At 46.2% G+C, this 25,502-nt stretch carries 28 protein-coding genes; 19 read left to right on the top strand and 9 right to left on the bottom strand.

Annotated elements, in window-relative coordinates; all coding sequences use genetic code 11:
• The first annotated feature begins 11 nt into the window (after positions 1-11).
• Genes AC2EXB_RS17280 through AC2EXB_RS17250 form a run of 7 tightly spaced genes read left to right on the top strand, consistent with a single transcriptional unit; the run spans position 12 to position 6,902 of the window.
• Positions 12-1,310: an ABC transporter substrate-binding protein gene (locus AC2EXB_RS17280; protein ID WP_246807911.1), complete on the top strand. Its 1,299-nt coding sequence runs from the start codon at positions 12-14 to the stop codon at positions 1,308-1,310.
• Between the two features lie 57 nt (positions 1,311-1,367).
• Entirely contained in the window at positions 1,368-2,216 is an 849-nt protein-coding gene (locus tag AC2EXB_RS17275) for an HAD family hydrolase (protein ID WP_483602491.1), read from the top strand.
• Positions 2,209-3,288 carry an ABC transporter ATP-binding protein gene (locus tag AC2EXB_RS17270; RefSeq protein WP_483602490.1) on the top strand — a complete coding sequence of 360 codons (1,080 nt, stop codon included), beginning with the start codon at positions 2,209-2,211 and terminating at the stop codon, positions 3,286-3,288. Before AC2EXB_RS17275 ends, AC2EXB_RS17270 begins: the two co-directional genes overlap by 8 nt.
• Entirely contained in the window at positions 3,275-4,204 is a 930-nt protein-coding gene (locus tag AC2EXB_RS17265; protein WP_234398911.1) for a carbohydrate ABC transporter permease, read from the top strand. The genes AC2EXB_RS17270 and AC2EXB_RS17265 overlap by 14 nt, the downstream gene beginning before the upstream one ends.
• A 14-nt stretch (positions 4,205-4,218) precedes the next feature.
• Positions 4,219-5,043, top strand: coding sequence for a carbohydrate ABC transporter permease (locus AC2EXB_RS17260; RefSeq protein ID WP_483602489.1), 825 nt, complete (start codon positions 4,219-4,221; stop codon positions 5,041-5,043).
• A gap of 15 nt (positions 5,044-5,058) precedes the next feature.
• Positions 5,059-5,772, top strand: a complete 714-nt coding sequence (locus AC2EXB_RS17255) for a glycerophosphodiester phosphodiesterase (RefSeq protein ID WP_483602488.1) — start codon at positions 5,059-5,061, stop codon at positions 5,770-5,772.
• Positions 5,773-5,798: 26 nt separating this feature from the next.
• Positions 5,799-6,902, top strand: a complete 1,104-nt coding sequence (locus AC2EXB_RS17250) for an acyltransferase family protein (protein WP_483602487.1) — start codon at positions 5,799-5,801, stop codon at positions 6,900-6,902.
• 101 nt (positions 6,903-7,003) lie between these two features.
• Here AC2EXB_RS17250 and AC2EXB_RS17245 read toward each other — a convergent pair whose 3' ends face one another.
• Positions 7,004-7,858 carry a metallophosphoesterase family protein gene (locus AC2EXB_RS17245; protein WP_483602486.1) on the bottom strand — a complete coding sequence of 285 codons (855 nt, stop codon included), beginning with the start codon at positions 7,856-7,858 and terminating at the stop codon, positions 7,004-7,006.
• Positions 7,859-8,023: 165 nt separating this feature from the next.
• On the opposite strand from AC2EXB_RS17245, the gene AC2EXB_RS17240 reads away from it, so the two are divergent.
• The 3 genes from AC2EXB_RS17240 to AC2EXB_RS17230 are packed head-to-tail and all read left to right on the top strand — an operon-like array spanning position 8,024 to position 9,888.
• Positions 8,024-8,794 carry an isocitrate lyase/PEP mutase family protein gene (locus tag AC2EXB_RS17240; protein ID WP_483602485.1) on the top strand — a complete coding sequence of 257 codons (771 nt, stop codon included), beginning with the start codon at positions 8,024-8,026 and terminating at the stop codon, positions 8,792-8,794.
• 18 nt (positions 8,795-8,812) lie between these two features.
• On the top strand, positions 8,813-9,397 hold the full coding sequence (locus AC2EXB_RS17235) for a bifunctional transcriptional activator/DNA repair enzyme AdaA (protein ID WP_483602484.1): 585 nt from the start codon (positions 8,813-8,815) through the stop codon (positions 9,395-9,397).
• A complete protein-coding gene (locus AC2EXB_RS17230) occupies positions 9,394-9,888 on the top strand; it encodes a methylated-DNA--[protein]-cysteine S-methyltransferase (protein ID WP_483602483.1) in 495 nt (164 codons plus the stop codon). Before AC2EXB_RS17235 ends, AC2EXB_RS17230 begins: the two co-directional genes overlap by 4 nt.
• A 257-nt stretch (positions 9,889-10,145) precedes the next feature.
• Here AC2EXB_RS17230 and AC2EXB_RS17225 read toward each other — a convergent pair whose 3' ends face one another.
• Positions 10,146-10,907 (bottom strand): SDR family oxidoreductase, encoded by a 762-nt coding sequence (locus AC2EXB_RS17225; protein WP_483602482.1) that lies wholly within the window; start codon positions 10,905-10,907, stop codon positions 10,146-10,148.
• Between the two features lie 142 nt (positions 10,908-11,049).
• Here AC2EXB_RS17225 and AC2EXB_RS17220 point away from each other — a divergent pair, with 142 nt between their 5' ends.
• Positions 11,050-11,616, top strand: coding sequence for a TetR/AcrR family transcriptional regulator (locus AC2EXB_RS17220; RefSeq protein ID WP_483602481.1), 567 nt, complete (start codon positions 11,050-11,052; stop codon positions 11,614-11,616).
• A 251-nt stretch (positions 11,617-11,867) separates the two neighbouring features.
• Complete coding sequence (locus AC2EXB_RS17215) at positions 11,868-12,032, top strand: aspartyl-phosphate phosphatase Spo0E family protein (RefSeq protein ID WP_235197434.1); 165 nt, start codon at positions 11,868-11,870, stop codon at positions 12,030-12,032.
• A 79-nt stretch (positions 12,033-12,111) separates the two neighbouring features.
• Here the strand turns inward: AC2EXB_RS17215 and AC2EXB_RS17210 are convergent, their stop codons facing one another.
• Positions 12,112-13,017 (bottom strand): ABC transporter ATP-binding protein, encoded by a 906-nt coding sequence (locus AC2EXB_RS17210; protein WP_251476356.1) that lies wholly within the window; start codon positions 13,015-13,017, stop codon positions 12,112-12,114.
• Positions 13,017-13,766, bottom strand: coding sequence for an ABC transporter permease (locus AC2EXB_RS17205; protein ID WP_483602480.1), 750 nt, complete (start codon positions 13,764-13,766; stop codon positions 13,017-13,019). Before AC2EXB_RS17205 ends, AC2EXB_RS17210 begins: the two co-directional genes overlap by 1 nt.
• Before the next feature lie 119 nt (positions 13,767-13,885).
• Here AC2EXB_RS17205 and AC2EXB_RS17200 point away from each other — a divergent pair, with 119 nt between their 5' ends.
• From AC2EXB_RS17200 to AC2EXB_RS17180, 5 genes are all read left to right on the top strand, one after another.
• The gene (locus AC2EXB_RS17200) at positions 13,886-14,599 is read left to right on the top strand and encodes a response regulator transcription factor (RefSeq protein WP_483604781.1); all 714 of its coding nucleotides are present in this window, start codon (positions 13,886-13,888) and stop codon (positions 14,597-14,599) included.
• Positions 14,586-16,295: a sensor histidine kinase gene (locus AC2EXB_RS17195; protein ID WP_483602479.1), complete on the top strand. Its 1,710-nt coding sequence runs from the start codon at positions 14,586-14,588 to the stop codon at positions 16,293-16,295. Before AC2EXB_RS17200 ends, AC2EXB_RS17195 begins: the two co-directional genes overlap by 14 nt.
• A 209-nt stretch (positions 16,296-16,504) precedes the next feature.
• Positions 16,505-16,894 carry an RDD family protein gene (locus tag AC2EXB_RS17190; RefSeq protein WP_483602478.1) on the top strand — a complete coding sequence of 130 codons (390 nt, stop codon included), beginning with the start codon at positions 16,505-16,507 and terminating at the stop codon, positions 16,892-16,894.
• A gap of 114 nt (positions 16,895-17,008) precedes the next feature.
• Entirely contained in the window at positions 17,009-17,182 is a 174-nt protein-coding gene (locus AC2EXB_RS17185; RefSeq protein ID WP_483602477.1) for a hypothetical protein, read from the top strand.
• 20 nt (positions 17,183-17,202) lie between these two features.
• On the top strand, positions 17,203-17,751 hold the full coding sequence (locus AC2EXB_RS17180; protein ID WP_483602476.1) for a class I SAM-dependent methyltransferase: 549 nt from the start codon (positions 17,203-17,205) through the stop codon (positions 17,749-17,751).
• Between the two features lie 63 nt (positions 17,752-17,814).
• Here AC2EXB_RS17180 and AC2EXB_RS17175 read toward each other — a convergent pair whose 3' ends face one another.
• On the bottom strand, positions 17,815-18,651 hold the full coding sequence (locus AC2EXB_RS17175; protein ID WP_483602475.1) for a YsnF/AvaK domain-containing protein: 837 nt from the start codon (positions 18,649-18,651) through the stop codon (positions 17,815-17,817).
• Positions 18,652-18,952: 301 nt separating this feature from the next.
• On the opposite strand from AC2EXB_RS17175, the gene AC2EXB_RS17170 reads away from it, so the two are divergent.
• Entirely contained in the window at positions 18,953-19,150 is a 198-nt protein-coding gene (locus AC2EXB_RS17170; protein ID WP_052650118.1) for a hypothetical protein, read from the top strand.
• A gap of 74 nt (positions 19,151-19,224) precedes the next feature.
• Here AC2EXB_RS17170 and AC2EXB_RS17165 read toward each other — a convergent pair whose 3' ends face one another.
• The 4 genes from AC2EXB_RS17165 to AC2EXB_RS17150 form a co-directional block, all read right to left on the bottom strand.
• Positions 19,225-20,067: an STAS domain-containing protein gene (locus tag AC2EXB_RS17165; protein WP_483602474.1), complete on the bottom strand. Its 843-nt coding sequence runs from the start codon at positions 20,065-20,067 to the stop codon at positions 19,225-19,227.
• A gap of 207 nt (positions 20,068-20,274) precedes the next feature.
• Positions 20,275-21,330 carry a hemolysin family protein gene (locus AC2EXB_RS17160; protein ID WP_483602473.1) on the bottom strand — a complete coding sequence of 352 codons (1,056 nt, stop codon included), beginning with the start codon at positions 21,328-21,330 and terminating at the stop codon, positions 20,275-20,277.
• A gap of 66 nt (positions 21,331-21,396) precedes the next feature.
• Positions 21,397-22,701, bottom strand: coding sequence for a hemolysin family protein (locus AC2EXB_RS17155; protein ID WP_483602472.1), 1,305 nt, complete (start codon positions 22,699-22,701; stop codon positions 21,397-21,399).
• Positions 22,702-22,740: 39 nt separating this feature from the next.
• The gene (locus tag AC2EXB_RS17150; RefSeq protein ID WP_483602471.1) at positions 22,741-23,127 is read right to left on the bottom strand and encodes a MerR family transcriptional regulator; all 387 of its coding nucleotides are present in this window, start codon (positions 23,125-23,127) and stop codon (positions 22,741-22,743) included.
• Positions 23,128-23,610: 483 nt separating this feature from the next.
• Between AC2EXB_RS17150 and AC2EXB_RS17145 the strand changes: the two genes are divergently transcribed.
• On the top strand, positions 23,611-24,975 hold the full coding sequence (locus tag AC2EXB_RS17145; protein WP_483602470.1) for a copper amine oxidase: 1,365 nt from the start codon (positions 23,611-23,613) through the stop codon (positions 24,973-24,975).
• The last annotated feature ends 527 nt before the right edge of the window (positions 24,976-25,502 follow it).

The raw sequence follows: 25,502 nt of genomic DNA, 5'->3' as shown, positions 1-25,502 counted from the left end.
GAGGCAGGGAAATGAAAAAACTAAGCTTTTTATTGGTCTTGATGTGTGCATTGCTGGTGCTTGCGGCATGCGGCGGTTCGGAAAGTGACGGAAGCGCGGAAGCGAACTCCGCTGAAGCTTCCGACGGCAAAGTGGAATTGACTTACTGGTACGCTTGGGGCGACAAAATCGGGGAGAACAATGAAAACTTAGTAAAACAATTCAATGAATCCCAGGACAAAATTCATGTAACTGCGGAATTCCAGGGCACTTATGATGAGCTTCATGCGAAGACACAAGCAGCTTTTGCTGCAGGCAATGCACCGGAAGTGACGCAGAACGAAATCGCGTCCATCGGAGTCTTTGCAAAATCAGGCATGACACAGGATTTAACTTCTTTTGTTGAAAACGACGAAGAAATCAATATGGATGACTTTAATCCGGGGTTGATGGGGAATTCATACGTCGATGATAAATTATATGGACTGCCGTATTTGAGAAGTACGCCAATCATGTACATGAATACGACTTTGGCAGAAGAAGCGGGACTTGATCTGAAAGGTCCGAGTACGTGGGAAGAGTTCGAAGAATATGCAGCTGCATTCACAGACGGGAATGGCCGGGTCGGGATGTCCTTGCCGATCGATATCTGGTTCTATGAAGCTTTCATCGCTCAGGCTGGCGGATCAACGATGAATGAAGATGGGACGGAAGTGGCATTCAACAGTAAAGAGGGTGCAGAAGCCTTTGATTTGTTCAGAAACATGTCTAATGAAGGAACGATGAAAGTTTCGGCAGGCACGGAAGCTGGCGAAAAGGCTAGACAGGATTTCGTTAATGGTCATGCCGGCATGCATTTCTCTTCAACTGCAGACTTATCGTACCTTCTGCAGCTGGCTGAAGAAAAAGGATTTGAACTGCAAACGTATTTCATGCCAAGCGGCAAAGAAACGAAAGTGCCGACTGGCGGCGCTAACTTGGTTATGACGAGCGGTTTAGATGAAGAAAAGCAGCAGGCGGCATGGGAATTCATCAAATTCATGACAGCCACTGAACAAACGGCGTATGCTTCTGAATTCACTGGCTACCTGCCAAGCCGCTTATCAGCTGCGGAATCTGAGAAGATGCAGGCACTTTACGAAGAAAAGCCGCAATTCAAAGTGGCAGTTGACCAGCTTGAAAACGGTGTGGCGCGCCCAATGGCTGAAAATTACCCGGAAGTCGTGAAAATCATGATTGATGAAATGACCCGTGGCATCCTGGATGAGAGCATTCCGACAGAGGAAGTTTTAGACACGGCAGCTGAGAAAGCCAATGCGGTATTAAAATAACCAATCAAAAAGAAAGCACTTCGCCGTGCTTTTTTTTCAAATCAGGAGGGCACCGGCATGAACTGGATGAAAGACATCAAGGCATTGATATTTGATATGGACGGAACACTTTATCAGGATTATTCCTTTATGGGACGCTATATTTCGAAAATGATGGCGGACCGCTTTTCGGAGACGGAAATTGATGAAACCGTGGTTTGGGCCTATGATTTGCTGGAAGGCCGAAAGCCGATCAAACTCGGTTTCATGTATGACCCGGCAGAATTGCTTTTTTATAGCCATAAAGAATTGCAGCCGACAGCGGCTTATAACTGGGAAGGAATCGAGACGGAAGCACTTCAGGATGAGAGCATCCCGCTGGCGTATCTCGGCGATCCGTGGGGAATTGCTCAATTGATCGCTATCAAAAAAGGGATTTCACCTGCCATAAGAGAACAAGCTTTCACTGACGTTAGGTTAGAGATGCTCGAGAAAGCGTATTGCATCAGCAAAAGGACAGACCTTTTCGATGAAATCAGTAAATTGGAAGGAAGGCGGCTCATATTAATGACCAACTCGCCATTGCCGACTGCCCAGGAATTTGTGGATTTCATGGAGCTCAACGAGGTATTTGATGAATTTCATTTCGACGGCAATAAGCCGCACGGCATTAAAGCGCTTTTCGAGGGGCTGGTGGAGGAAGGATACGAGCCGCATGAAATCCTGTCTGTCGGCGACCATCCGTGGAACGATTTGTACCCGGTGCACCAAGCGGGCGGACAAACTTGCCTAATCAGTGAATACAAGCATGACGATGCGACAGAGTGGACGGTTTCCGTCGAGACAATCGATGAATTAGTCCAATTGGTGAAAAGGATGAATGGACAATCGGCAATGGCCAATAGAAAGGAAGAAACGTATGGCTGAAATTAGACTGGACAATATCTCAAAGACCTTTAACGGCGACCGGGTCGTCAAAAACATTTCCCTGACGATCAAAGATGGTTCGTTTACGGTGCTTGTCGGCCCTTCCGGCTGTGGGAAATCCACCATTTTGCGAATGCTCGCGGGTTTTGAGCAACAGACCGAGGGCGATATCTGGATTGATGGAAAGCGGGTCAATGATCTCGCTCCCAGCAAGCGTGACATCGCGATGGTGTTTCAGAACTATGCCCTTTATCCGACCATGACCGTTAAAGGGAATATCGAGTTTGGACTAGCCAACCGGAAAGTGCCGAAAAAGGAACGGAATCTGTTGATTGCGGAAATCGCAGAAATAGTCGGCTTGTCCGATCATTTGGACAAAAAACCCGATAAGCTGTCGGGAGGCCAGCGCCAGCGGGTAGCCCTTGCACGTGCCATGGTCAAGAAGCCGAAAGTCTTCATCTTGGATGAACCGCTATCTAACCTGGATGCTAAGCTGCGCACGCAGATGCGCACGGAATTGATTCAGCTGCACGAAAAATTAGGGACGACTTTCGTCTATGTTACCCATGACCAAGTTGAAGCGATGTCGATGGGCGATGAAATCATTATCTTAAACAAAGGAGTCGTTCAGCAAAAAGCAGCACCGATTGATGTGTATCAGAGTCCGGGTAATCTATTCGCGGCGGAATTCATCGGCCAGCCGCCAATGAACGTTTTCAAAAAAGAAGAATTTCACGAACTTCAAGATGCCCTGCCGGAAGCTGCGGCATATATCGGGTTTCGGCCGGAGCATGCGGGCCTTGCTTTGGAATCCGCTCATGTGCCGCATACCATCGAACTGGAAAGTGAGATTTTGACACTCGAAACGCTAGGGGCGGAAACGGTCTATAAAGTGAAAAACCGTGTCGGTACGATGAACATCCGTAGCTTTACGGCCCCCGTATCCAAGCGAGGCAAGTGCTTTGCCACGATTCCGATGGAAAAGCTGTATGCTTTCGGAGCCGATCAGACAGCATTGCCTGCATTGGATTTCCCGTTCCAAAAGGAGGCGGCATTGAATGGCGTTCGCTAAAGTCCAGCTTGATATGGAAGAAAAGAAAGCGGAGCGGCAAGGTTTCCTTTCCTGGGTGAAACTGCGTCCCTATGCGATGATTTTTCCGGCGATCCTCATTTTTTGTTTGTTTTTCATCTATCCTATCGGCTATATGATCTATTTAAGTTTTCATGACTGGAATTTTGTCAGTCCGGTCAAGGACTTTGTCGGAACTTCCAATTTCAGCTATTTGCTGAGTGACCGGGATTTCAGGGAAGTCATTTCCAACTCATTCATCTATACGTTTTTCACTGTGTTTTTGACGATCAGCTTATCCTTGCTTTTAGCTCTTTGGCTGAACCGAGGCGGTGCTGTCTACTCATTCATGCAGGCATCGATCTTCAGCCCGCATATTATTTCACTGGTATCGGTTTCCATGCTGTGGATGTGGATCATGGATGCCGATTACGGCTTGTTGAATTGGTTCCTTAACCTGATTGGCATGGAATCGGTCATGTGGCTGACAAGTCCCGATTATGCGCTCACTTCCTTGATCCTTGTGGCGGTATGGAAAGGAATCGGTTTCAATACCCTCGTTTTTATCGCTGGTTTGCAGAGCATTCCAAAAGACTTGTATGAAGCGGCGGAATTGGATCACACGCCGCCGTGGAGAAGGTTCTTGAAGATCACCGTGCCGATGCTGTCGCCAACTTTGTTTTTCCTGACAATCATTGGTGTCATCAACTCGTTCCAAGTGTTCGAGACCATTAACCTGATGACAGCGGGTGGACCGATCAACTCGACAAACACCTTTGTTTATTACATCTATCAATACGGGTTCCAGTTCTTTAAAATCGGCTACGCTTCAGCTGCCGGCGTGATTTTGCTGGTCATCCTAAGTGTGCTGACCGTCGTCTATTTCAAAGTGTTGAGCAAGCGAGTACATTACCGATAAGTGAGGGGAAACAGATGAATTCATCACCCATTTTCAAAATTGCCAACGGAATCGGATTGGTTCTGTTGTTCATCATTTTCGCCGTTCCATTCGTGTGGATGGCGAGCACCGCTTTTAAATCGCTGGGGGAGACCATGACGTTTCCGCCAGTCTGGATTCCGGAAGCTTTGCAATGGCAGAACTTTGTAGAAGCATGGAATTCGGGTCCATTCCTTAAATACTTTGTGAATAGCGTCGTTGTGACACTGCTGATTCTGATTCTGCAATTTGCCACCATCATTCCAGCAGCTTATGCGTTTGCGCGCTATGAATTTCCGCTGAAGAATTTTTTCTTCGCTTTGACCATGGTCTGTTTGATGATTCCGAGCCAGCTGATCTTTTTGCCGGTTTACCTGAATCTCAGTTCATGGGGCATCCTCGACACAATTTGGGGGCTAATCCTGCCGTTTGCGACCAGTGCGTTCGGAATTTTCCTGCTGCGCCAGTCGTTTATGCAAGTGCCGGAGGAATTGCTCGAAGCGGCGCGCCTGGATGATGCTTCAGAATGGCAGATCATCCGCAAAATCATGCTGCCGCTTGCCAAACCTGTTTTGATCACGCTCGCGCTATTCAGTTTCATCGCGCACTGGAATGATTATTTCTGGCCGCTTGTCATGACGACAACGGATCAAGCACGAACACTGCCGCTTGGCATCGCCATGCTGCGGCAAGTGGAAGGCGGAGCGGCCTGGAACGTGGTGATGGCCGGGAATCTATTGCTGGTGCTGCCGATTCTGGTCATTTTCTTCTTTGCACAAAAGCATATTATTCGGGCTTTCGTTTACACGGGTGTGAAATAAGGAGGAGGTATTTGCATGGGACAACTTATTGCTCATAGGGGCTGGTCAGGGAAAGCGCCGGAAAACACATTGGCTGCCATCGAATTGGCGCTTGAGGAACCGAAAATCACCAGCATTGAAATTGATGTTCATCAGTCAAAAGACGGAATTCCGGTCGTCATCCACGATCACAGGGTGGACCGGACGACAGACGGCTCCGGTTATGTGATGGATTTGACTCTAGCTGAGTTGAAGAAACTCGATGCCGGAAGCTGGTTCGATCCGGCTTTTACAGGTGAACAGATTCCAACGCTTGCAGAAGTGCTTGAACTGGTTGGAGGCAAGAAGAATTTGCTGATTGAATTAAAACAGATGGCTGGCCTTTACGAGGGGCTGGAAGCGAATGTGCTGACGCTTATCCAAAATTTCAATACAGAAGCACAGTGCAGCTTGATTTCATTTGACCATAAAAGCTTAAAGACCTGTCTGGCATTTAATCCGGAAGTCAAACGGACTCTGGTGATGCTCGGTTCGCCGCTTTTGCTGGTCGATCAAGTGAATGAAATCGGAGCTTCTGCGGTATCGATGCACCACCAGTATGTTGATGAGGAAATGATCAGCAGCTTGAAAAACAACGGCACAGATCTTGTCGTCTGGACAGTGGACCAAAAAGCGGAAGCGGATAGAGTCCTCCGTTTCGATCAGGGCATCGCGTTGACAACCAATCATCCAGAGCGGTTGTGGGTATAGAAATTTTCAGGATGAAAGGGTCTGCCATGAAGAAATCAATTCACCTTATTTTGGAAAAGCTAAAATCCGAAAAACCGGCAGAAAAAGGGAGGGACCCTTATTTCGACAATGCCCGCTTCCTTTTAGTCGCGCTGGTGGTGCTTGGGCATCTGCTGAGTCCGGTACGGGAAAGCAGCGAAGCGCTATATTTTGCAAATAACTTTCTGGCTTCATTCCGCATGCCTGCACTGATTCTGATAACCGGTTATTTCACGAAGCATGTGTGGAAGGACAAAGAGCGGTTCGTCAAGCGTCTCGTGCTCGGCATTCTGCTTCCTTATTTGGTATTTCAGAGCTTTTACTTGTGGATGCTTGGGCTGGTTCAGACTTTTCCGGAACTCGCAGCGAATCTTTTTGCACCGAGTTTCGGGATGTGGTTTTTGCTGAGCCTGCTTTTCTGGAATTTATTGCTGTTGCCGTTTTCCAAATTGAAGCATCCGATCTTGGTGTCGGCTGTTATCGCGCTCGCCATCGGCTGGTTGGATGGAGCTGGAGAATTCCTGAGCCTGTCCCGGACATTCGTTTTCTTGCCGCTGTTTCTTATAGGCCATTACGCGAAAAAAGAACAGCTCGATTGGTTCAAGACGCAAAAAGCGAAAGTTGTGTCGCTTTTCAGTGCAGCTGCAAGCCTCCTCCTGCTTTCTGCTTTTTCATTGGATCAAGCGAGGGACGCACTGTTAGCCAGGCACCCTTATGCCCAAGTAGCAGATTCCATGCTGGAAGGCACGTGGCTGAGGCTGGTTTTCTACCTCATTATGCTTTTGGGCATCATTGCTTTTCTGCCATGGGTGCCGCGGCAGAAATGGTCATTTACATATCTGGGCAGTAGGACGGCCTACGTCTATGTCCTTCATCTATTCTTCATCAATCTCTTCACGCTTCTGGAACTTTTCCCGGAGGAATTGGGCTGGTCGTTCTATCTCGGGTTGCCGGTTGTATGGTTCGCCATTGTCATGTTCGTGAGCTCGACACCGGTCATTTTTCTCGCCAAGCCAATTGTGGAAGGGAAAATTTCCGTTCCGGTATTGCGGGAATGGACTTTTGGAATGAAGTCATTGGGGCATTCCGGAAATTTAGCAGATAAGAAATAACAAGGACGGGTTTTAAGAACTCGTCCTTGTTCATTTTCAGCTCAAGTAAAAATCCCCTCATCCGAATAGGATGAGGGGATTGAAGGCTATCTGCTGTTTTGTTAGACTCTTTGTGCTTTCCGCACCGGCAGCGGAATCACATGCTTCACGTCGCTGTCCGGACCGAGAAGCTGACGGTTTAAAGAGAAATGTGGAATGGCGTGGCCAATCACCTGCGCACTTTTTTGAAGTTCAGGGTCGTAAAGGTCAATCGTCTCAATGCTGATTTCTGTATCGGACAGATCAATGATGCGCGCCGTCTGTTCATCAAGCACGGCTGCCAGCTGCATGAAATTCCACTGTTCACGAACGGCGATGGAGTTGCAGTGGTTATGGCCGTTTATATAGAGGCCGGCCCCTTGTTTTTTATTCAACACTTCCCATACCGGAATGCCGGGATGGATGCTGCGGGCTTCTTGATCCGATTGGATGGTGGTGTCATAGACGGGATGGTGCCCGAAGACGATGAGTGGGCGATTGCCGCTTTGCTCGACGACGCCTTTTAGCCAATATAGCTGAGCGGGATCAAGTGCACCGCCGCAGTCGCGGTAATCCTGCTCTTTTGCCGTATCGAGAAAAGCGAGCACTGCTTGGTCGGTTGAAATGTCGCGGTAGCGTTTCTGCTGCGTGATGGTCAGCACTTCATGGCGGGTTTGCCCGTAGAGATCGTGATTGCCAAGGACTTGAACAAACGGCTTTTGGTGCTGATCGATGATCGCATAGATCTCTTCGAGTTCCTCTTTCAAACCGTAATTCGTCAAATCGCCGATGGATACGTACAGGTCTGCCGGAATCGAGAAAAAACGTTCCATAAAATTTACATAGAACTTTTTTCGGTCCTCCTTTATGAACGCGTATTCCTCTGCAAGTGCTGGATAGTGCAAGTCGCCGATTACTGCAATTTTCATCGTCTTCATCGTCTCCTCTCTATCATTCCCTTTAAGTATCGCAGACGAATGCTAAGCCCGCTTTAAGCCCATGTTAAGATTTGTAAACTTGCAGACCATAAGTGCAAGAATGAGGACGAACCCGTCTAAACCGCTTGGTAGAATAAAACCAGGAAGACAAAGGGGGAAGCAATCATGGACAACATCAACGCTTTTTGGGAAATGCATCAAGGGGACAAGGTATTATTTCTGGGAAATGCCTGGGACGGTGCCTCGGCGAGAATGCTCGCGGCGGCCGGATTTCAAGCGATTGGCACCACCAGTTGGGGAATTGCCGATTCTTTTGGATTGCCGGATGGTGAAAAAATGGCATTTAATATGCATTTGAAGATCATTCAGGAAATTGTCGGGAGTGTGGAGATTCCTGTGTCTGCAGACATTGAATCTGGATATGCGGAAGATAACGAGACCATCGTCCGGCATGTATTGCAAGTCGCAAAAACCGAAGCGGCAGGCATCAATATTGAAGATTCGATGAAAAATGGAGATGGTCTTCGGGATTTGGCGGAACATGCAGAATGCTTGAGCGCCATTCGTTCTGCACTGGATGCTGCCGGTTATGAACGTTTCTTCATCAATGCGCGGAGCGATATCTATCTTCAGGAAACTCCGTCGCAGGAAGAGGCGGTGAAACGTGCAAAAGCCTATGAACAAGCAGGGGCAAGCGGTATTTTTCTGCCGGGGTTAACGGAAGAAAATGCCGTCCGCGAGCTGGTGGATGCACTCGAAGTGCCCCTGAATTTATTGTCGCTGCCGGGTTTGACGAATGTGGAAAAATTGAAGAGTTGGGGAGTTCGCCGCTTCAGTATCGGCAATGCGCTTTCGGATAAAATTTTCGCTATAATGAGAGAAGAAGCTAAGCAAATGGTGAATTCCGGCGGGACATCCCGTTTATATGCCAGGTAAAAGGAAGGGGTTCCGAAAATGAAAAACACGCATTTTTCATTTGAAGAAATGTGGGAGAAAATCATGGCCTGCGACCCGGGCTATGACGGCTTGTTCTATACGGCGGTAAAGACGACCGGCATTTACTGCCGTCCATCCTGCCGTTCCCGGAAACCGAAAAAAATCAATGTTGAGTTTTATTTCTCGCAGCACGAAGCGGAAGCGCACGGCTATCGCGCCTGCAAAAGATGCCAGCCGGATGCCGGACTGTCGCCGAATACGGAAGTGGTGCGGGAAGTGGCATTATTTCTGGCGGCTAATTATAGAAAGCCTTTGCTGCTGCAGGAAATTGCGGATCATGCAGGCCTCACGCCGTCTTATCTGGACCGGATTTTCAAACAAGAGACCGGGGAAACACCGCTCGCTTATTTGAAAAAGATCCGCGTCGACAAAGCGGCGCATCTTATTGAACACAGTGCCTTATCCAATCTTGATATCTGCTACGAGGCGGGATTCCAAAGTCCGTCCAATTTCTATAAAGCGTTTAAAACAATCAAACAATTATCTCCCGGCGACTACCGCAAAAACGGTGTACAAGCCGGGACAAGGAGGGCCTTATCATGAATGAAATGCATATGCTCGACTTGCCGTCACCGGTCGGCATTATTGAAATTGCCGGAAATGCAGAAAGCATCCATTCGATCCTATTTACAGACCGAACGGAGCCGCAGCATCTTCTGACCGCCGAGACACCAAAGCCACTCAAACAATGCGCGCAGCAGCTTGAAGAGTATTTCAAAGGTGAACGCACAGATTTCGATTTGCCGCTCTATTCCATCGGGACGCCTTTTCAGCAGGAAGTTTGGCAGGCGTTGATGGAAGTCGAATACGCGAAAACCGCCTCCTATAAGGAGATTGCCGTTGCGATTGGACGCGACAAAGCAGTGCGTGCGGTGGGGAGCGCCAACAGCAAGAACAAGCTGACCATCGTTGTCCCGTGCCACCGCGTGATTGGCTCAAACGGTACGCTTACAGGCTATGCCGGAACCCTCGAACGGAAAGAATGGCTGCTCGGGCACGAACGTGCCGTGAACGAACAGTCAAAACTAATTTAATAGGCTGAAATTCGCCGCGTTTGCGGCTTTTTTTATTGTCTGGAAAGTAAATTGAAGAGAAAGGGGAGTATTTGAACTCTCAAGGAAAGTATGGGAAGCGCAAGGGAAAGTATTTTCATCTTCAAGGAAAGTAAAGCCAAAAGCTGTCTGTGAAAATAAAATAAAAGAAAAATTTTCCAGGAAAAATGGGGTAAAAACAAGCAAACCCCCAGTTCGATTAAGAACCGGGGGCTTGCAAAGAGATTTCGCTTTTCTGCTTAAAACGCTGCTGTCCAGCCGCCGTCTGCTGTTACAACTGTGCCATTGACAAAGTTCGATTCGTCAGATGCCAAGAACAAAGCAACTTGTGCAATATCTTGTGGTTGGCCAACGCTTGGGATAACCGCCTGAGCTAAGCGTGAGCGGCCCATGCCGAATTCGTTGATGTTCTTCATGGAAGCGCTGATATTGGTTTCAACTGCTCCTGGGGCAATCGCGTTGCAGCGGATGCCTTCTTTTGCATACATAAAGCCTGTGTTTTTCGTCATGCCGACTACTGCGTGTTTGGATGCGCCGTAAGTAGCTCCAGCATGTGCACCATTCAAACCGCCAGTTGACGTGATGTTGATGATATTGCCTTTCTTTTTCTCCAAGAAGATCGGGATGGCTTTACGCATAGCGCGCATTACGCCTTTCGTGTTGATGTCGAAAATCAGGTCCCAGCGTTCATCTGTAATGTCGCCGACCGGCTCGAATCCGTCCATGATGCCGGCATTATTGACTAAAATATCAAGCGTGCCGTAATCGTTGACTGCTGCATCGATCATGCTTTCCACGTCTTCTTGCTTCGCTACATTGGCTTTGACTGCTTTCGCTGTGCCGCCTTTTGCCGTAATGCCTTCGACAACTGCTTCTGCACCTTCCAAGTTCAAGTCCGCTACGACGACTTTCGCGCCTTCAGCTGCATATAATTCCGCAATCGCTTTCCCCATGCCGGATGCTGCGCCTGTTACTACTGCTACTTTTCCTTCTAATTTCATCAATAAAACCTCCTGTTTTTTAATGAACAACTGTATAATAAAATTATAATCCTTTTGAGCAATCGCTTACAATAAGCAAAAAATGAATAACTGTCTATTAAAGAACACAAATTAAAAAACTGTCTAATAAGAGGTGGAAATAATGAAGCAATTGGATTTGCGCATCATCAAAACGAAAGAGTCTTTAAAAGAAGCATTGATGCTCCTCTTGAAAGAAAAGACCTTGAACTCCATTTCTGTGACGGAAATTTGCCGATTGGCGAAAGTGAACCGCGGCACTTTTTATACGCATTACGGCCAAGTGGAAAATCTTTTTGAAGAATATTTCAAGGAAATCATGCAGAATTTAAAGGATTCTTATCTGGAACCCTACAAATATGCTTGGACCATCCATACGAAAGAATTGAATCCGGCGACGATCCGGATTTTCCATCATATCGAAAAATACGAAGAATTCTACCGGATTGTATTTTCCAAAACAGCTCCTTTGAACTATTATTATTTGCTGTTCGACCATCTCCAGCAATTGCTGGAAGAAGATATGCGCCTTCATGGCAACGACAAAATCGATACGGGCATGCTGAGTGCATATCAGGCCAATGCGATCCTTGGGTTAGTTATAGAATGGCATCGCCAGGATTTCAAACAAAACGCCGAAGAGATGAATAAACTATTGGTGGAGTTATTAAAATATGTAACACAGAATTAAGTGAAACAGGACTTTCGATTTTTTATTTAATATTCTAAAAAGAGTAAATAAGACGATTGAACCATTTCATTATTTATGTAATGATTGCATTAAGGGGAAATCTTTTCCTTTTTTAGGAGGGAATTGATAGTCTCGTGTAGAAAGTCTATAATAGAATAGATTCTATTGGATGTACGATGTCTTAACCAAGCAGAAAAGCTTGGATTTCCCGCATGGGCACTAGGCCCGCCAAAGAAGGAGGAGGTTCGGTGATGACGGACTTTGAAGAAAAGCAAGCATTGATGATCCATTCCGGATTAACAAAAGGTTTGACGCATCCTGAAACCATCCGCATTTCACAAGAGCTGGATGACCTACTTAATGAATTGATGAAACAGTCTTCGAATTTGAAAAGACATAGTGAAACCAAGAATTAGAAAATACCCGTAAACAATGAACCGCAGTGAAATGGCCGATGCCTTTCACTGCGGTTTTTGCTTATCTTTTGTTTATATTCTACTCCGCTAGGAACATTTCCTCTAACGAAGGCTCATTTACTTCCACCCGGAAAATATCGACTTGGCAGCGGGTGAAGGCCCGTATGATTTCCGCAATTCTTTTTTCGCTTCCGACTGTAATTGAAGTAGAGCCCGTTTCTTTCCGCAATTCAGAACCCGCTGTCTCAAGCCAATTGTAAAGATTGTGGGATTCACCTGCTGGAACTGGACCGTGCTTCAGTTCAACCGTAATGGCGGAGCGGTAATAAGAGCGCAGCTCGTCCATCGTCCCACTTTTGACAATGCCGCCGTCTTTCATAATGGCAATCGTCGTGCAGATCTTTTCGACTTCGTCTAGGTTATGGGAAGTCATGAAAACGGTCTTGCCACGCTCTTTCAATGATCCGATCAATTTATGGATATGCAATGCCGATTCCGCATCGAGGCCGGAAGTCGGTTCATCGAGGAAAATCAGGTTCGGGTCGTGGATGATGGCTTGGGCAATGCCGAGTTTTTTCTTCATCCCAAAAGAGAACTTGCCGACTTTTTTATTGCCGGCATTTTCTAGGCCGACTTGGTTCAAGACCTGTCGGCATTCGGCAGTGGAAACCGGCTTTCCGGATAAGGAGGACAAGAACTTCAGATGCTTCATGGCATTCATCGAATTGAACAGTGTGGAGTAATCCGGCATGACGCCGATATGCTTTTTCATCCGTTCGTCCGGACCTTCCACGCCTAGAATCGTAAAGCTGCCGCTTGTCGGACGGGTGATGCCGGTCAGCATATTGATGAACGTGGATTTCCCTGCCCCGTTGCGCCCGAGGAAGCCGAAGATTTCCCCTTCTTCAACAACAAGGTTAATGCCGTTCACGACGGAGGTGGAGCCATATGTTTTGTTCAGTAACTTCGTTTCAATCGCTTTCATCAAAATTCCCTCCTGTTAAAAATCAGCGCAGCCGCTGCCAGCAGCAGCCCGGCGAGCCCAAAAATAATCAAAAACTGATACGTGTCTTCCATCAAATAATAGTAAGGGCTCGCGAATTTGAGCCATGAAAACCACGGATTGTCTGTAAAGACCAACCAAGTGCCGAGCGCCGGAAACAATAAGCCGATGACGATTCCGAGAAACATGGTAGCGGACGGTTTCGGGATGGCGACAGACAGCAAAATCGTCAAGGCGATCTGGAATGTGAGCAAAGCCATCACTTGAGAGAAGATGAAGAAATCGAACTTCAAAGCAAAAATGGCGATTACTAAAAATGAAATCACAAGGCATGTAAACCAGAACAGCCAAGCACCGGCAAATTTGCCGAGCAGGATTTGCAGCCGGGAAGTCCGGGTGACAAGAAACCGCATCGTGCGTTCATGGCTTTCTTTGTTGATGCTGTCATGCGACAAACCCATCACGAATAATTGGCCGAAGATGAACAAAAGGATCAGCAGCCCGACGGTATGGATATCGGCCATTTCCTTTTCAGTAAGCGCGATGCCGGATGCTAATAGTCCGGAGAATTTCGCTGAATAATAAGAGGTGAGGAGCAGTATGGCAATAATGATAATGGATTTAACGCTTTTGAACATGCTGAAGAATTCTCTTTTTCCAATAGCAATCATGATGATTTCCCTCCAAAGTTCTTTTGGGCGCACGGCCCGTTTGCTTGTATCTGTCTTCATTATAAAACCGGTTCCTTAAGCTGAAAGAATCGTTGCCTTAATTTTTCCTTAATTGTCCTTATTTAAATCACAGGGATGATATGATAAATAAAGGAAACAAGATGGAAGGGAATGTCTCGATGAAAGACCCTCAATTATTGATCGTAGAAGATGAACAAGCGATTTTACATATGTTGATGACTATTTTAAAAAGGGAAGATTTTCGGCATATCGATACGGCCGGCACTGCGGAAGAGGCGCTGGAATTATGCAAATCGAAATCTTATGATCTGATTTTGCTGGATGTCATGCTGCCGGGGCGGAGCGGCCTCGAAATCTGTCCGCTCATCCGGGAGATCTCGGACGCTTCGATTTTCTTTTTGACCGCCCGCTCAACCGATCTTGATAAATTGACCGGATTTGCGATGGGGGCGGACGATTACATCACGAAGCCCTTTAATCCGCTGGAAGTGGCAGCCCGCATTAAAGCGCATCTCAGAAGGCGGCTTGGCAATGTGCCAAAGCTCGAACCTGCGCTTTTTGAATACGGTGCACTTTCTGTCAACCCGAACGCAGGTGAAGTGAAAGTTCACGGGAATCCCGTTGAATTACCAGCTCAAGTATATCAATTGCTGCTGTTTTTCTGTAAGCATCCCAACCAATTATTCAGCAAAAGCCAGCTTTATGAAAATGTATGGGGCGAAGAATTTTTCGGCGAAGACAATACCGTCATGGTCCATATCCGTAAATTGCGCGAAAAAATTGAAGCCGATCCAAGCAGCCCGGCGCTTATTGTAACGGTTCGGGGGCTCGGCTATAAATTTGTTCCGGGAGACAGCCATGAATTTGCATAAGCGGTTTATGGTGCAGTTTTTTATCCAGCTCTTCCTGCTGTCATTCGTTTTTCTGCTATTGATGCTGACGCTTTGGGGAGCCATCGGCTATTTCGTCACTGAAGATGAGGCGGCCCGGGATTTAGCAGATGCAGATAGCAGTTATTTTATGAATCAATTCGAATTCGATGAAAATGGTGCTTCGATTAAAAAAGGTTTGAAAAAAACGGCGGAAGCTCAAGATGGCTGGCTGATCTTATTGGATTCCAATGGGCGGGTCCTGGATTCTTTCAATACCGATGGAAAACTGCCTGAACAGTTTGCAGTCGAAGAAATAGCAGCGCGAATTTGGAGCGATTCGGCTGACGGGCAGCATCATTATTGGGAATTGGAAAATACGGAGCGGGGAACCTTGTTTTTACTTTACGGCAAGGAGAACCTTGCTGCCCAATGGCTCGCTTCGGCTGAACCGGCAATTGACTGGGAAAAAGAGGACTTGAATTTAGCGGCGGAGTTGAAAGCAGAACTGGAGGAAGAAGCGGCTTGGATGCAATTGATTGGTCCGGATGGCAAAGTCCTTGATAGTTACGGGGATGTAAAAGAACAGGAAAACTATACTATCCGAAAAGTTGGCGAGTTGACTGCGGACCACCGTTCTACGGCGATAAAGACAGATCCTGAAACCGGAAAATCGGTGATTGCAGGAGCTGCTGCGCCACCATCCGATGCGCTGGAAACCATATTGAAAACACAGAATTTCTATATCGTGCTGGTCGTCCTGTTGATTTTGTTAATCGGCGGCACGCTCTGGTATGCGCGGAAATTCGGCATGCCGCTTCTTGTCATGATGCAATGGATTAAAAATCTCGGGGACGGACGCTACGAACAACCCGTGAACCAAAAAAACGAATCTTTAATCACTAAGCGCAATGGCAAAGTAAAAAAGAAGTATCGGCTTTATAAAGACCTTGTGGCCACGCTTGAGCAATTGACAGCTAAGCTGGAATTGCACCAGCATCAGCAAAAGCAGTTGGAACGGACGCGGGAAGACTGGATCAGTGGGTTGTCGCATGATTTGAAAACGCCTTTATCGTCGATTTCAGGCTACGCGCAAATGCTGGAATCACCGGATTATGAATGGTCTGCACAAGAGATCCGGGAGTTTGCGGCCATTATGAATGATAAATCCACTTACATGATGGATTTGTTGGAAGAATTGACCTTGACATTCCGTTTGAAAAACCAAGCCTTGCCGCTTTCGAAAGAGACGGTGAACCTTAATGAGTTCATCCGCCGGATCGTCATCCAGTTCATCAACGATCCGGCGAACGGAAATTGGAAGTTTTCCTTTCATGCCGCTTCTGACAGTGTCGAGGCTGCGATCGACCCGAAGTGGTTCCAGCGCATTATTGAGAACCTGATTGTCAATGCGATGAAATACAATCCAGCGGGAACGGAAATCAAACTTTCCATTTCAGCGATTGAACAGCATCTAGCGGTGATTGTCATCGAAGACGACGGTGTTGGCATGGAAACGAAAGTCCTGGATAAACTGTTTGACCGCTATTACCGCGGGACGAATACCCAAGATTCCAGCACGGGCACTGGACTGGGGCTTGCTATTACGAAACAGCTTGTCCAGTTGCACGGCGGTTCCGTCCAAGTAGCGAGCAAACTTGAAAAAGGTACTTCTGTCCGCATTATCGTGCCGGTTTGAAAAGAAGGAGGCAGCCGCAACGGCTCCAATATATGTAGAAACTGAAAAAGAAAGAGATTCATTGAATGCTTTTCCGAATCCAGAATGATAAAGACTCCGTTCCTTGAAAAGGGACGGAGTTTTTAATGTTTTGCATTTTGCTGAATAATTGCCTTCTACCCCAGAGTCTTCTATCATAAGGGTAAATCTATTGGAAAGTGGGGGATTTAATGTATGAATTGACGAAAAAACGCACGAAAGCAGTTATGGTTGATTCGGTCGTTTCTACAATGGTTACGGCAGCTTTAGAACCGGTTTTGCGCAAAAAGATCAAGAATGAGACGGTCCTTCAAGTGGTGCTGCCCACAGCCGTTTTCTGGGGGCTAGAATATGCGCAGCTTCGCCTGAAAGGGCAGACGCTTGGCCAAAAAGCATTCGGTATTAAAGTGGAAAGCGAAGACGGTAGCGAATTGACAGATGCCCAGATTTTGAAACGTGTTGTGCACCGAGATACGATTGGTCCGCTTGCTTATTTGCGCGACCGCCAAAAATACGCAGATTCCCAAGGCGAGAAATTCCTTCACGATGCCTATGCGAATACGATTGTAAAAGAACAATGAAAAAGCGAAGCGGCTCCGAAAAATTTTCGTGGCCGTTTTATTGTGGGTTCTTTAAGCTATAAAACTATTTCTCCGGCTGACAGCTAATTATAATGAAGGAGAAAAAGAGGGGCGGTGCAGAAAATCATGAAATTGTACAAAGAATTGGCAGAGTGGTGGCCGCTCATGTCGCCGCATACGGAATATGAAGAAGCTGCAATTTATATGGAGATCATTCAACGCCATCACCCGGGTGTGAAAAAAGCTGTGGAGTTTGGATCAGGCGGGGCAGCAATGCATTTTATCTGAAACAGCATTTCCCAATCGTCTTGACGGATCTTTCGCCCGATATGCTCGCTGTCAGCCAGCAATTGAACCCGGAATGCGAACATCTGCAAGGCGATATGCGCACTTTGGATGCAGGAGCAGATTATGATTTGGTTTTCGTCCATGACGCCATCACGTATTTTAAGGAACCGGATGATTTACTGGCCGTTTTTCGGAATGCAGGACGGCATTTGAATCCGGATGGCCTGCTGCTCATCATGACCGACCAGTTCACGGAAACTTTTTCAGGCGGCACCCATCATGGAGGAATCGATAAGGATGGCCGCGGCATGCGGTATTTGGAATGGACCTATGACAGCGATCCCGACGATCATATGACAGAGACGCATTACCTTTATATAATGAGAAATGAGGACGGAAAGGTTTTTACTGAATCGGATAGCTCGCAATCCGGTTTATTTTCCATGCCGGAATGGAAAAGCCTTTTAAAAGAGGGAGGATTTATCGCAACATTTGAACCGGTGCATTACTCGACAGGGCCTGGAGAATATTATGCGATTGTTGCAAGGCTAAGTGAAGGCGCAGTATAACGAGGGGAAATCCTAAAAAAAGCAGCATGGAACGGCTCTCGCCACCCATGCTGCTTTCGGTAATTATAAAGGCTTGCGCCCGTTTGTAGTTGAATCATTATCCTCATCAATATCCGCTACTTCACGGCGAGTCGTTTCTGTGACTTGTTCCGTATCTTGGACTTTGCGCTTCCCAACGACGATTTCTTCAGAAACGACATCCGTTTTCGAAACTTCCACACGCTCTTCAGAAACTGGAATGTGGATGTTGTCTCCGTCCTGGTAAGCGTCTTTCCCTGTCAATCCGCCAGTAGTGGTTGAATCTGCCGCTTCATTTACAGGGCGGCGTTCAATGTATACTTCTTCACGTTCTACTGGTACTTCAATTGTTTGCGTATCTTCAACGACATGCTTTCCGACATTGACTTCACCGGTTTGAACGCGTTCTTTATCCACTTTCAAATGTTCTTCATGCAAGCGAAGGCGCTCTTCGTCTGTTGTTGAAGCATCTGTTCCATTTGTAAAAGTAGAGCTCGCGCCGCCGGTATTTGCGCGTGATTCGCTGTAGCGGTCATAAGATGGACCATATTCACTGTCCACATAAAGCAGAATTTTGCCGTTTTCAACTTCGCGTTTATAAACATCGGACTCATCCGAATCGATTCCCATCGTATCGAATGCTTCATATGATGAAGATTCTCCTGCCAATGTGGAAATGAATCTTCCCATAAAGCCTTGATCTTCCTGCGTATCCAGTTTCACATCTGTTTGTCCTTTAATCATGGATAGCTGATCTTCATCTTGAGCAATTACATACATATCTTCTTCTCGATAACCTTGAGATTTCAGTTCTGTGATTTTGCTTAATACTTCTGCCTGTACATCAAAAGTTCCGATAAATGTATTTTCACGTTTAGTCATTATTAAATTCCTCCTGTGTAAAATTGGATTCCTGTAAAGTAAGGTACTGCTAGTGTACCCCTGACCTTTCAAATGCTAAACATTTTAGGGCGTAAATAGGAACTAAGGAATAGGGAATCAGCCGGATTTACGAGATGTTCAAACGGCCGCTGAGCCCATGGGAGAGTAAGCTTATGTATTTTTTGTGACTTGCGTGTTTTTCAGGTTTGAATACTAGATAAATGAGGAATGTAAAAGTACAATTATTATTAAGAGGCTGAAGAAACTTAGCCTATAATTTATTTCAAAGGAGTTGAAGGCGATGAAATTGGGAACAGTCCGAGGGTCAAGTATGATTGTCAAAACGGCACGCAGCCTGGTTGAGGAAGGCTGGTCATTCATGGTGGATGAATTCGATGTCATTATTAAAGCAGAGCACAAAGCCACCGGTGAAGCTGTGTCTTTCAACTCCATGGGCACATTAAAGCGATGGATGTACGAAAAAGCATTGAGCTACTAAAATAAATCAATAAAAAGAAGGGCCGCTGATTCTCAAGCGGCCCTTTCTTTATGCATTTTTATGCCTGCAAAAATTTAAATGATATTCAATTTATTCAATCGCATCGCTTGTGCCAGCGTATTGTGGATTTCCACGTTGTTGAAGTTGAGGCCCAGCTGGACAGCGGTTTGGGCAATATCCGGGCTGATTCCGGATAATGCGGTTTCGACGCCGATTAAATTCAGGCCGTCAATCAATTGGAAAATTTGGTGGGCCACCATGGTATCGATGATCGGTACGCCGGATAAATCGATGAATAGTTTGTTTAACCGCTGCTCAGCACATTGCGACAAGGCTTTCTCAAACATGATATGTGCCCGGTACGTATCGATTTCACCGACGAGCGGAAGGAATCCGATGTCATAGGCCAGTGAAATGACGGGCGCACTCATCTCAACGATCATTTCCCGTTGGGCATTCAAACGGTTTTTCGTGGCAAGTGAATGCTGGAGTGTATACTCCAAAATGATGCGGTTGATCGTTTCTACTACGCCGCGGTTCCAGGCTGACACTTGTCTGATTGAAAGCACATCTAAATTTGCCTCGGTGTATTCCTCGATCAAATTGAGATATTGCTGCTGGGTTCTAAAAAATTCTTCGATGATTTCTTCAAGAGGAGTAGTTAAATGGGCTTCATCTTTGGCAATGGTTTTAATCCACTCCTGGAAATCCTCTATGCATTCCGTGTCGTCTTTTTCGAACATGCCGCAAAATTGGACATGAAACGCATGGTTTTGTGCTTTGACTTGCTGAATCGTTTCCGGATCAGTTGAACCGTAGACCCCGTCTTTTGTCTTATCTAACGATTCATACCATTGTTCTGTCAGAAACTCCGTTTTGCTGCATAGAAAGGCGTGCAGTTTTTGGTCTCTCATCATTTTGTTTTCCGCCTCCGTAATTTTGTATCCGCTTAATTTGCCTGCAATCCGCAGGAGGGCCATGTCATTTGCTCGAATTGCATTCAGGAAAAATGGCTCTGTTATCCATTGTAATATAGAACAGCCGTCCAAATCAAAATAAAAAGGGGAGGGAAAATAAAAAAGTCCAGCAGGATGCTGGACTGTGGAAAGGGTAAAACCCATTTGTTAAATGGGATTGATTTCGAGAGATTCTTCGCTGATTTCCCCGACAATTTCCTCCAAAATATCTTCCATCGTCACAATGCCAGCTGTATGCCCGTCTTCTGCGGTAATAATCGCCATGTGAATGCGGCTTTGCTGCATTTTGTTCAGCACTTTTTGAATGGGTGTATTTTCGGGAAAGCTTGGCATTTTGTGGAGCAGCTCAGCAGGATCTTGAACGCGTCCGGCTGCCATTCCGGTCAACAGTTCTTTCGTATTGATGAATCCCAGAATTCGGTCTTTGTCGCCGGATTCAGTCACAGGATAGCGGGTATATTCATGCTGGTCCAGTATACCGAAAAATTCTTCGCGTGAAAGACCTTGAGTGACCGTGATGATTTTTTCGCGGGGAATCATGATATGCTTCACGATCCGCTCATCAAATTCAAAAATATTCTTTAAATAGGTTAATTCAGTTTGATTGATTTCTCCGCTTTTATAGCTTTCTGCCATAATCAATTTAAGTTCTTCCTCAGAATGCGCTTCTTCGTGGCCGGCAGGCTCTACTTTGAAGAGTTTAAGGAATAGGCGTGCTGAGCCGTTCATAAGCCAAATAAATGGGCTCATGATTTTGCCGAACCAGTAAAGAGGCGGTGCAAGAAGCAAGGTCATTCTTTCCGCAAATTGAATCGCTAAGGTTTTGGGTGCGAGTTCGCCGATGACAACGTGCAAAAACGTGACAATTCCAAGCGCAATTGCATAAGAAAGGGCTGTTGCTAAAGCTTCCGGTACGTCAAAATAATCGAATGCCGGATGCAGCATTTTTTCCACTGTCGGTTCCCCTAATGCCCCGAGAATCAAAGCCGTTACGGTGATGCCGAGTTGGCACGCCGACAGGTAGTAATCGAGATTGTTGACTACTTCTTTTGCGCGTATGGCCTTTTTATTGCCTTCTGAAATAAGTTGGTCGATCCTTGACATCCGCACTTTTAAAATAGCGAATTCAGCACCGACGAAAAATGCAGTCGCGAGAATCATCAGCGCGACGAGCAGCAGATTAATGATTATTTGTCCTTCCAATATGGCTCCCCTGTGACAGGGGATTCACCTCCATTAAATAGTCAAAAGCAGGATGGGCATTCAAATTTATTCAGGTTCTCGATGGAACAAAACTTGTTTAATTTGTTGATTGTCCATTTCGGTGACGGTCCACAATGAGTTTTCTTTCGTCAGCGTATCGCCGGTTTGAACTTCCCCGACACTCTTGTAATGGACCCAGCCGCCAATCGTATCAATATCTGCGCTTTCCTCAAAAGTCAGGCCGAAACGCTCTTCAAGATCTCTCAGTAGAACCCGTCCGTTAATCAAATACTGATGTTCACCGATCTGGTCAATTTCAGGCTGTTCATCTTCATCGAATTCATCGCGGATTTCCCCGACAATTTCTTCCAGAATATCTTCCAATGTCAGCATTCCGGCAGTTCCGCCGTATTCATCTGCGACAATGGCGATGTGGACACGCGCGTGCTGCATTCGCAGCAATGCGTTCTGCAATCCGGTCATTTCAAAAATGGTCGGAACTTCAAGGACAAAATCCTGCAATTGCCACGGGCGGCCCGCTACGATATGCGGAAGCATTTTCTTTGCGCTGACAAAACCGATGATGCTGTCTTTGTCACCGTCTTCGGTCACTGGATAGCGTGTGTAATTGTTTTCGTCCAGTATTTGGACGATTTCTTCGAGCGGCATGTCTTTGTCCAGCGTAATTAGTTCAGTACGAGGGACCATGATGTCTTTCGCTGCACGCTCATCGAATGTGAAGACGTTTTCCATATAAGACAACTCAGTTTCGTTCAATTCGCCTCCTTCATAGCTTTGCGCCATGACAATCTTTAACTCATCTTCCGAGTAGGCTTGGTCGTGTCCGGCAGGCTGAACGCCGAATGCTCTTAAAAGAATCCGGGCAGCACCGTTTAATAGCCAGATAAAAGGCTTCAATACTTTACCAAACCAGAAAAGAGGAGGGGCAAGCAATAACGACATTTTCTCTGCATATTCGATCGCTAATGTTTTCGGTGCCATTTCACCAAGCACCACGTGCAAGTAAGTGACAAGCAAAAACGCAATCGCGTAGGAAGAGGCAGATGCAACCGCATCTGAAACGGAAAGAAATTCAAATATTGGATACATCAAACGTTCAACTGTCGGCTTACCAAGGGCACCGAGTCCAAGTGCCGTCACGGTGATTCCGAGTTGGCAAGCTGAAAGGTAGTAATCCAAGTCGCTGGCGACTTTCTTTGCAGTAATCGCTTTTTTATTGCCTTCTGCAATCAGCTGATCCAGGCGTGACATGCGAATCTTAACGACCGCAAATTCCGAGCCGACAAAAAATGCCGTCAGCGCAAGTAATAGTACCAATAACCCTAAATTCAGTATCGTAATTATGTCCACTTATGTTCCCTTTTAAAAGGGAGTCACCTCCGTAATTAGTTACAGCAGAGCGAGCAGGGAGGCAATGGCCACCAATTTGCTCTCAAGTGCTTTGCTGATTTGCACTTTGACATGAGTCGGTGCGTTTTTCATTTGTTCCTCTAAGCGGATGATTTTTTTCTGCAGACAATCGAATTCTTCATATACATCTTCAGCGAGCACTTCAGTTTCCGGCAGCCGGCTCGAATCGAGCAGTTCTTTAATCTCGGCAATCGACAGCCGCTGTTTTTTCAACTGGTGAATCCGTTCGAGCGTTTGAAGGGCTGAATCGGGATAAAGCCGGTAATTCTTTTCCGAGCGCTCAACTGACAATAACCCGCGATTCGTATAATAATCGATTGTTCTGGTCGATACTCCGCTTAATTTTGCAATTTCGCCAATCTTCATTAATCCCTTCCCAATGCAAACGCCTCCTTTTTGAAATTAAAAATAGTTTAGCACGGGGGACTAAAAACCATACAGTATAACGTGCTGGTTTATTAGAGGAATTATTCCTTTTTCTTTGCAAGCCGACATTATTTCGACAATTTTCTGGAAATTACTCGCTTTTACCGGGATAAAAAATTGCTGCCATAAATCGCTTTTTTGGAAGATATTCTTAATATATTTGATTAAAATTGGAGGATTTCAGCACTTGCGCGCGCTCAGAGAAGAATGCGTGCGTTTAATCGGATTTACGCGCGTTCAAAAAGGAATGCGCGCGTTCAAGGTGAAATTCCAAAAGAAAACCATTTCCATGGCAGGAAATCGCTTCTTTCCGACAGCTTTCACTAAAATAAAATCTTTTATTCAAAAAAGTGATCTAAATCATTTCTTCCTGCGTTTTGTTGGCAGTACAAAAAATTAAACAGGAAAAAGGAGATGTTTTAGATGAAAATGAACAAACTATTAGTAGCTCTTCCATTAACCCTTTCATTATTGGTGCCGACAGCGGCATTGGCAGACGGACATGAATCACATTCAGCACCGGCTTCAGCTTCAGCAATGGAAGCGGGTACGGCAACACCAGCGGCAGAACTTCGGATCGCATTGGATACGGTATTGACGGAGCATGCTTTCCTGGCAGTTGAGGCGATGAGAAAAGGCGTGGACAGCGCTGAAGATTTTGATCAGGCTTCTGGAGCGCTTCTTGCAAACGCCGATGATTTAAAAGCGGCAGTCGCTTCTGTTTACGGTGACGAAGGTGCAGCGCAATTCGATGAAATCTGGAAATCGCATATCGGCTATTTTGTTGATTATGTAACAGCGACTGCGAAAGAGGACCAGGCTGGAAAAGACAAAGCCTTGGCAGATTTGGAAGAATACAAGAAAACACAATCCGACTTTTTCGACGCAGCGACTGAAGGTCGTTTACCGGCAGCAGCTGTTCAAGAAGGATTGGATATGCACGTGGATCAATTAGTAGAAGCTTTTGATGCTTATGTAGCTGGTGATTTTGAAACAGCGTACGCACTTGAACGCGAATCGATCCATCACATGAGCATGTTCGCAGAAACTTTGTCTGTAGCGATTGCAGACCAATTCCCGGAGAAATTCGATAACACGAATCCGGATACACCGGCTGTTGACTTGCGTGCTCAGTTGAACATGACCTTTACAGAGCATGCAGGCTTAGCGGCTATGGCGATGCAGGACGGGGCAGACGGTGCTGAAAGTTTTGACCAGGCATCTGCCGCGCTGCTTGCGAACGCTGACGATTTAACTGCAGCTGTTGCATCTGTCTACGGCGATGAAGCAGGAGCTCAATTTGAAGAAATCTGGAAATCACATATTGGCTACTTTGTTGATTACGTAGTAGCAACAGGCGAAGGCAATATGGAAGGCCAGGAAAAAGCGAAAGCTGATTTGGATCAATACATCATCGAACAAGCGGCACTTCTTGATGCAGCCACTGAAGGCCGTGTACCGGCAGATGCGTTAGAAGAAGGCTTGAAAGCACACACGGGCCAATTGTTAGCAGCTTTTGACTCTTACGTTGCAGGAGACTTCGATGCCGCTTATAACTCGATTCGTGAAGCATATGCGCATATGTCAATGCCAGCAGCCGGATTATCGGCAGCCATCGTTGACCAGTTCCCGGATCAGTTCGGTGCTGCTGCAATGCCATCTGAAATGCCGGCAACAGGTATGGGCGGAACAGCCGCTTCATCCACAACGCCGTTCCTATGGATCATGGCCGGTTTGATGTTAGCGGCTCTTGCTACAACAGTGGCGGTCCGTTACCGCAAGCAATAAAGAGCAGAAAATCTTAAAAGCAAATCCGGATTTACCGGATTTGCTTTTTTTCTTGCTTGGTATTGGCTATAAAGGGATAGAAGGGACTGTTCCTGCGAATTTAAAATACGCTCAGTTAAGGAAGAAATACGCCCAGTAGTCGAAAGAATAAGCCCAGTTAAGACGGAAATACGCCCGAATAAAACTGATAGTGAAAATAGTCTTAGAAAAGAGTTTCCGCTCGAAGAAGTCGATTCGCTGCTTCAGTCGAGGCTCTCATTACTGTTCGAATGAGAACATAACTTTATTAAAAGCGAAGAAAGTAAAAATCAGCATGAGTCGCAAAGGGGAGCCCTGCGACAATCCCTGCATCGAATCGTTTAAGAAAGAGCGAATGTAACGAACCCGCATCATTGCAAGGGTGGACGCCCGAGAGGCTGCTTCAGCATCCGTCGTATAGAAAATATTCCACACTTTTTTCACCGAATAGACTCGAAGAAAAATACCGCCTGAAAATCTTTTAACTTATCTTCAAGTTATAAAAACGA

The sequence above is a fragment of the Planococcus alkaliphilus genome (assembly GCF_057031095.1).
The sequence above is the reverse complement of the archived record's forward strand: the minus strand, read 5'-3'. Positions and strand labels throughout refer to the sequence as shown.

What these genes read in the sequence shown, in the direction of transcription:
- AC2EXB_RS17280 (WP_246807911.1), top strand. Translation starts at nt 12, where the DNA reads ATGAAAAAACTAAGCTTTTTATTGGTCTTGATGTGTGCATTGCTGGTG.
- AC2EXB_RS17275 (WP_483602491.1), top strand. Translation starts at nt 1,368, where the DNA reads ATGAACTGGATGAAAGACATCAAGGCATTGATATTTGATATGGACGGA.
- AC2EXB_RS17270 (WP_483602490.1), top strand. Translation starts at nt 2,209, where the DNA reads ATGGCTGAAATTAGACTGGACAATATCTCAAAGACCTTTAACGGCGAC.
- AC2EXB_RS17265 (WP_234398911.1), top strand. Translation starts at nt 3,275, where the DNA reads ATGGCGTTCGCTAAAGTCCAGCTTGATATGGAAGAAAAGAAAGCGGAG.
- AC2EXB_RS17260 (WP_483602489.1), top strand. Translation starts at nt 4,219, where the DNA reads ATGAATTCATCACCCATTTTCAAAATTGCCAACGGAATCGGATTGGTT.
- AC2EXB_RS17255 (WP_483602488.1), top strand. Translation starts at nt 5,059, where the DNA reads ATGGGACAACTTATTGCTCATAGGGGCTGGTCAGGGAAAGCGCCGGAA.
- AC2EXB_RS17250 (WP_483602487.1), top strand. Translation starts at nt 5,799, where the DNA reads ATGAAGAAATCAATTCACCTTATTTTGGAAAAGCTAAAATCCGAAAAA.
- AC2EXB_RS17245 (WP_483602486.1), bottom strand. Translation starts at nt 7,858, where the DNA reads ATGAAGACGATGAAAATTGCAGTAATCGGCGACTTGCACTATCCAGCA.
- AC2EXB_RS17240 (WP_483602485.1), top strand. Translation starts at nt 8,024, where the DNA reads ATGGACAACATCAACGCTTTTTGGGAAATGCATCAAGGGGACAAGGTA.
- AC2EXB_RS17235 (WP_483602484.1), top strand. Translation starts at nt 8,813, where the DNA reads ATGAAAAACACGCATTTTTCATTTGAAGAAATGTGGGAGAAAATCATG.
- AC2EXB_RS17230 (WP_483602483.1), top strand. Translation starts at nt 9,394, where the DNA reads ATGAATGAAATGCATATGCTCGACTTGCCGTCACCGGTCGGCATTATT.
- AC2EXB_RS17225 (WP_483602482.1), bottom strand. Translation starts at nt 10,907, where the DNA reads ATGAAATTAGAAGGAAAAGTAGCAGTAGTAACAGGCGCAGCATCCGGC.
- AC2EXB_RS17220 (WP_483602481.1), top strand. Translation starts at nt 11,050, where the DNA reads ATGAAGCAATTGGATTTGCGCATCATCAAAACGAAAGAGTCTTTAAAA.
- AC2EXB_RS17215 (WP_235197434.1), top strand. Translation starts at nt 11,868, where the DNA reads ATGACGGACTTTGAAGAAAAGCAAGCATTGATGATCCATTCCGGATTA.
- AC2EXB_RS17210 (WP_251476356.1), bottom strand. Translation starts at nt 13,017, where the DNA reads ATGAAAGCGATTGAAACGAAGTTACTGAACAAAACATATGGCTCCACC.
- AC2EXB_RS17205 (WP_483602480.1), bottom strand. Translation starts at nt 13,766, where the DNA reads ATGAAGACAGATACAAGCAAACGGGCCGTGCGCCCAAAAGAACTTTGG.
- AC2EXB_RS17200 (WP_483604781.1), top strand. Translation starts at nt 13,886, where the DNA reads ATGAAAGACCCTCAATTATTGATCGTAGAAGATGAACAAGCGATTTTA.
- AC2EXB_RS17195 (WP_483602479.1), top strand. Translation starts at nt 14,586, where the DNA reads ATGAATTTGCATAAGCGGTTTATGGTGCAGTTTTTTATCCAGCTCTTC.
- AC2EXB_RS17190 (WP_483602478.1), top strand. Translation starts at nt 16,505, where the DNA reads ATGTATGAATTGACGAAAAAACGCACGAAAGCAGTTATGGTTGATTCG.
- AC2EXB_RS17175 (WP_483602475.1), bottom strand. Translation starts at nt 18,651, where the DNA reads ATGACTAAACGTGAAAATACATTTATCGGAACTTTTGATGTACAGGCA.
- AC2EXB_RS17170 (WP_052650118.1), top strand. Translation starts at nt 18,953, where the DNA reads ATGAAATTGGGAACAGTCCGAGGGTCAAGTATGATTGTCAAAACGGCA.
- AC2EXB_RS17165 (WP_483602474.1), bottom strand. Translation starts at nt 20,067, where the DNA reads ATGATGAGAGACCAAAAACTGCACGCCTTTCTATGCAGCAAAACGGAG.
- AC2EXB_RS17150 (WP_483602471.1), bottom strand. Translation starts at nt 23,127, where the DNA reads ATGAAGATTGGCGAAATTGCAAAATTAAGCGGAGTATCGACCAGAACA.
- AC2EXB_RS17145 (WP_483602470.1), top strand. Translation starts at nt 23,611, where the DNA reads ATGAAAATGAACAAACTATTAGTAGCTCTTCCATTAACCCTTTCATTA.